General features: G+C 50.3%; 1 rRNA gene. It reads left to right on the top strand.

The features are described from left to right. Positions 1 to 1,347: ribosomal RNA gene (locus HC965_RS24235) — 16S ribosomal RNA — on the top strand; the annotation flags it as partial.

A 1,347-nucleotide genomic window follows, 5' to 3' on the forward strand; every position in this document is an offset into this window, starting at 1 on the left:
AAGATGGCGACCGGCGCACGGGTGAGTAACACGTATCCAACCTGCCGATAACTCGGGGATAGCCTTTCGAAAGAAAGATTAATACTCGATAGCATAGTTTCACCGCATGATGAGACTATTAAAGAATTTCGGTTATCGATGGGGATGCGTTCCATTAGGCAGTTGGTGAGGTAACGGCTCACCAAACCTTCGATGGATAGGGGTTCTGAGAGGAAGGTCCCCCACATTGGAACTGAGACACGGTCCAAACTCCTACGGGAGGCAGCAGTGAGGAATATTGGTCAATGGGCGCAGGCCTGAACCAGCCAAGTAGCGTGAAGGATGAAGGCTCTATGGGTCGTAAACTTCTTTTATATGGGAATAAAGTTGAGTATGTATACTTTTTTGTATGTACCATATGAATAAGGATCGGCTAACTCCGTGCCAGCAGCCGCGGTAATACGGAGGATCCGAGCGTTATCCGGATTTATTGGGTTTAAAGGGAGCGTAGGTGGATTGTTAAGTCAGTTGTGAAAGTTTGCGGCTCAACCGTAAAATTGCAGTTGAAACTGGCAGTCTTGAGTACAGTAGAGGTGGGCGGAATTCGTGGTGTAGCGGTGAAATGCTTAGATATCACGAAGAACTCCGATTGCGAAGGCAGCTCACTAGACTGGTGACTGACACTGAGGCTCGAAAGTGTGGGTATCAAACAGGATTAGATACCCTGGTAGTCCACACAGTAAACGATGAATACTCGCTGTTTGCGATATACAGCAAGCGGCCAAGCGAAAGCATTAAGTATTCCACCTGGGGAGTACGCCGGCAACGGTGAAACTCAAAGGAATTGACGGGGGCCCGCACAAGCGGAGGAACATGTGGTTTAATTCGATGATACGCGAGGAACCTTACCCGGGCTTAAATTGCATTTGAATAAGCTGGAAACAGTTTAGCCGCAAGGCAAATGTGAAGGTGCTGCATGGTTGTCGTCAGCTCGTGCCGTGAGGTGTCGGCTTAAGTGCCATAACGAGCGCAACCCTTATCTTTAGTTACTAACAGGTCATGCTGAGGACTCTAGAGAGACTGCCGTCGTAAGATGTGAGGAAGGTGGGGATGACGTCAAATCAGCACGGCCCTTACGTCCGGGGCTACACACGTGTTACAATGGGGGGTACAGAAGGCAGCTACCGGGCGACCGGATGCTAATCCCAAAAACCTCTCTCAGTTCGGATCGAAGTCTGCAACCCGACTTCGTGAAGCTGGATTCGCTAGTAATCGCGCATCAGCCATGGCGCGGTGAATACGTTCCCGGGCCTTGTACACACCGCCCGTCAAGCCATGAAAGCCGGGGGTACCTGAAGTACGTAACCG

It is taken from the genome of Bacteroides sp. GM023, assembly GCF_014750685.1.
GTDB lineage: Bacteria > Bacteroidota > Bacteroidia > Bacteroidales > Bacteroidaceae > Bacteroides.